4 protein-coding genes are annotated in these 4,140 nt (G+C 73.6%); all 4 read right to left on the reverse strand.

What is annotated here, in order from left to right:
- Positions 1–470 (reverse strand): glycosyltransferase family 2 protein (locus PROKR_RS13725; protein ID WP_157602072.1); only part of this gene is annotated, 470 nt, incomplete at its 3' end.
- Entirely contained in the window at positions 463–1,707 is a 1,245-nt protein-coding gene (locus tag PROKR_RS13730) for an O-antigen ligase family protein (protein ID WP_036964177.1), read from the reverse strand. The genes PROKR_RS13725 and PROKR_RS13730, both read right to left, overlap by 8 nt.
- Positions 1,700–2,512 (reverse strand): glycosyltransferase, encoded by an 813-nt coding sequence (locus PROKR_RS13735; protein ID WP_051432976.1) that lies wholly within the window; start codon positions 2,510–2,512, stop codon positions 1,700–1,702. Before PROKR_RS13735 ends, PROKR_RS13730 begins: the two co-directional genes overlap by 8 nt.
- A gap of 46 nt (positions 2,513–2,558) precedes the next feature.
- Complete coding sequence (locus tag PROKR_RS13740; RefSeq protein ID WP_169736426.1) at positions 2,559–4,049, reverse strand: sugar transferase; 1,491 nt, start codon at positions 4,047–4,049, stop codon at positions 2,559–2,561.
- Positions 4,050–4,140: the final 91 nt, after the last annotated feature.

Raw genomic sequence — 4,140 nt, forward strand, 5'->3', positions numbered from 1 at the left:
GCGGTGCGCCGGATCACGGCGCACCCCGGCGGCCACGGGCCGAACCCGGCCCGCAGGATCACGTCTCGCGAGATCTCGCCGTACCGCGGCGGCCACTCGCGCTCCGTCCCGTCGGGCCGGACGCCCAGGACGGTGCCGCCCGCGGCCACGACGACGGGCGCGTCGTCCAGCACGTTGACCGACGCGCGGACGCCGTCGGGCACGAGCTCGTCGTCGGCGTCGAGCAGCACGACGTACCGGCCGGACGCCGCCCGCAGGCCGGTCTGCCGGGCCACCGAGGCGCCCCTGTTCGGCTGCGCCAGCACGTGCGCCCCGAACCGGCGCGCGACGTCGGCGGTCACGTCCGTGGAGCCGTCGTCCACAACGATCACCTCGTCGGCCGCCGCGGCGAAGGCGCTGTCGACGGCCGCGCCGAGGGTCGCGGCCGCGTTGAAGGCGGGGATCACCACCGAGAGCCCGAGATCAGCCATGGACCAGCTCCCCTCGGTACCGTGGCGTACCCGGCGGGCCGGCTGCCACCCGTGGCACCGCGGGCCCGGCCCGCTGCAGCAGGTGCGCCGAGACGAACGGAGCGAGCGCGAACAGCACCATGAAGGGGACCACCTCGATCGACTGGTAGACGAAGCTCTCCAGCACGCCGCCCACCAGGCCGGCGCGCAGCCAGGAGTGGGTGCTGTCCACGGCTCCGACCGACTGGCCCAGGACCAGGTAGAAGAGGACCGCGCCGAGCACGCCGAAGCTGACGAGCTGCTGGAAGAAGCCGGACTCGACCACCCCGGCGGCACCGCCGCCGAAGTTCTCGGTCACGTTGGTGTAGGCCCCCGTCCAGCCGCCGATGACGAGCGGGGAGTCCGTCCACAGCTCGACGGCCTGGAACCACTTGGTCACCCGGGTCGTGTTGCCCGCGCCGTCCAGGCTGACGGAGCTCAGGATGCGCTCGGCGTAGACGGTTCCGCTGAGCACCGCGGCCATGACGAGCAGGGCGCCGGACCCCCAGTACACGTAGCGGATCCGGGTCGCGGCACGGCGGGCCGTGACCACGTACGCGGCACAGCCGAGCGCAAGGATCATCGCTCCGGAGCGGGAGAAGCTGAGCACCACGGCCACGGCGAACAGCACGGCGAGCACCGCGTGGACCGGCCGCCGCAGCACGGTCCACAGCTCCAGGAACACGAAGACGAGGAGCGCCACGAACAGCGGGTAGTGCAGGTAGTTGCCGCTCAGCGCCGAGGGCCGCACCAGGCCGCCCATGCTCGCCAGGTCGCTGCCGGGAAAGGTGTCGAGGAGCAGCTCGCGCTGCTGCAGCAGGGCGACGCCGACGGAGGCGGTGCCGGCGAGCCCCAGCCAGAACGTGACGGGCACGTCGCCCGCGTCGTCGGGCCGACGGGATGCCACGACCAGGATGGTCACGGCGAAGAACGCCATGACCGCCACGTAGACCCAGCCCGAGGCGCTGACCCGCACGACCGTGACATAGGTCGCCGACAGCATCGCCACCAGCAGGAAGAGGTACACCGTCCAGACCCGCCTGGCGTGCCCCGGCCTCGTGGTGCCGGGCGCGGCGAGAAGGGCCACGACGAACGCCGCGAGCGCCAGCGCCTGGCACAGGTACGCCCCCTGCTTGCCGACCAGCCCCTCCAGCGCGCCGCGGCCGCACGCCGCCAGCACGCACAGCCCGAAGGTCCCGCTGAGCAGCGCCCTACGCATGCCGGGCTTCCGAACGGGTACGGATGGCGTCGACGCGGCCCAGGGCGCGCGCCCGTGGCCCGACAGGGACCAGGCAGTGCGGGTGCTTGCGGTAGAACCGGGCGGCCGAGGCGAGCTCGTGCCGCCACGCGGTGGCGGAGAAGCCCCGAGCGGTCTCGCGCCCCCAGCCGTGCCGCCAGCGCACGTCACCGTCCAGCCGGACGCCCATGCCGTGCCGCCAGGCGCGCAACCCCAGGTCCGAGTCCTCGTAGTAGACGAAGAAGCCGTCGTCCCAGCCGCCGAGCGCGGCGAGATCGCTGCGCCTCACCGCGAGCGCGGCCCCCATGGCCCACACCACCTCGACCAGCTCGCCGGGACGCGCGAACCGTAGGTAGGCGGGGTCGCGCCGGCGCAGCAGGTGTCGCAGCTTGCGGGTCGGGAACGGGAGCCCCCGGCCGTTCTCCTGGGGCGAGCCGTCGGCGTTCACGAGCTGCGGGGCGACGATCCCGCCGTGCCGGCGGGCTCCGTCGGCGAGCGCCGCGACACCGTCGGGCGTCACCGTGACGTCGGGGTTGCAGAAGATCAGCACGTCGCAGTCCGTGGCGGCCACGCCCACGTTGTTCGCCGCGGAGAAGCCGCGGTTGGAGCCCAGCGCGACGATCTGTGCCCCGAGCCGCCGCGCGACCCGCCGCGAGTCGTCCGACGAGTGGTTGTCCACCACGGTCCACCGGTACGGGCCGAACGGCCGGCCGGCCCAGAATCGCTCCAGGTCGCGGGCGCTGTTGTACGAGACGGTGATCAGGCCTACGCGGTCGGACGACGTCACCGACGCTCTCCTTGTCTCTCGTTCCGGACCCTGCTGGCCGGGCACGTCAGTAGGACCCGCTGGGTGAGATCACCTCGCGCGCGGTGCGCAGCATGATCCCGATGTCGCCCAGGAGGCTCCAGTTCTCGACGTAGTAGAGGTCGAGCCGCGCGCCCTGGTCGAGGGACAGGTCGTTGCGGCCGCTCACCTGCCACAGGCCGGTGAGCCCCGGTTTCACGAAGAGCCGGCGCCGCAGGGCGTCGTCGTACTGCGCCACCTCAAGGGCCACCTGCGGGCGCGGACCGACCAGGCTCATGTCGCCCTTGATCACGTTGAGGAGCTGCGGGAGCTCGTCGAGCGAGTACTTGCGCATGATCCGGCCGAGCCGGGTGACGCGCGGGTCCGCCTTGGGCTTGTAGAAGACGCCGACGTCGCCGTCGAGCACCTCGGCCAGCTCCGCCTCGGCGTGCAGCCGCATGGACCGCAGCTTGAACAGGGTGAACGGCCTGCCGTGCCGGCCGATCCGCTGCTGCGTGAACAGCGCGGGGCCCGGGCTGGTCAGCCGCACCAGGATGGCCAGGACGGCCAGCGGCACCGTGACGACCAGCAGGATCAGCGTGGCCACGACCACGTCGAAGACCCGCTTGAGCACGTGCTGCAGGCCCGTGTAGCCGGGCGGCGCCACCTGCACCACGGGCACACCGTCCACCGGGGTGATCACCAGGCGCGGGGCCGCGACGTCGGCCAGGGCGGGCACGACCACGAGCTCGGCGCCCGTGGACTCCAGGTCCCACGCCAGCCGCTTGAGCGCGTGGGGGGTCGCGCCGTCGGACGCCGTCACCGCCACGACGTCGACGTCGTGGGCGCGCGCGGAGGTCGCGGCGTCCTCGATCCGGCCGAGCACCGGCAGGCCGCCGACCGGTTCCTGGTGGGCGGCACCTCCGGGCAGGCAGACGCCGACCACCTCGAACCCCGCCTGGTGCGTGCGTCCCACGCGGTGACACAGGTCGGCCACCGCGTCACGGGAGCCGACGACGAGCGTGCGCCGCTGGAACTCGCCCCTGGCCCGCTCCCGGTGCAGCCTGCGGGCGAGCAGCCACCGGCCGCCGGTCACCGCCACGATCCCGATGGGGAGCGTGACGGCGACGTAGGACCGCGCCAGGTCGAACTTGACGAGGTAGCAGACGATCGCGGCGAGCCCGAAGAGCGCGGCGGTGGCGCGGGCCACGCGCGCATACTCCTCGCCTCCCGACCCCAGGACGCGCGGACTGCGCGATCCGGCGAGCCCGAGCGCGAGCACCCAGGCCTCGGCGAGCGCCACGGAGATGAGCACGTACTGGCCGCCGCGCGGCTCGACGAGGTCCACCTCGATGCCCCGGTCGAACCGGAGCACGTACCCGAGGGCCACGGCGACCGTGACGGCGGCGACGTCGGACAGCAGCGCGCGCCGGACGATCACGTCCTTCCACGGGGCCGCCGGTCCCCTGCGGGGTGCGGGCGCCGTCATCGGGGCGTCCCGCCGGAGCTGTGCGGTGGGAGGTCGGTTGTCGAGGGTCAAGACCTGCTCCTGGACTGGTGTCCGTCGATGTCCGTGCTCCGTCCGCACGCCGCGCCGCATCTGGTGGTGCGGCGCGGCGCGCGGGACGTGC

Source organism: Promicromonospora kroppenstedtii DSM 19349, from assembly GCF_000515355.1.
Taxonomy (GTDB): domain Bacteria; phylum Actinomycetota; class Actinomycetes; order Actinomycetales; family Cellulomonadaceae; genus Promicromonospora; species Promicromonospora kroppenstedtii.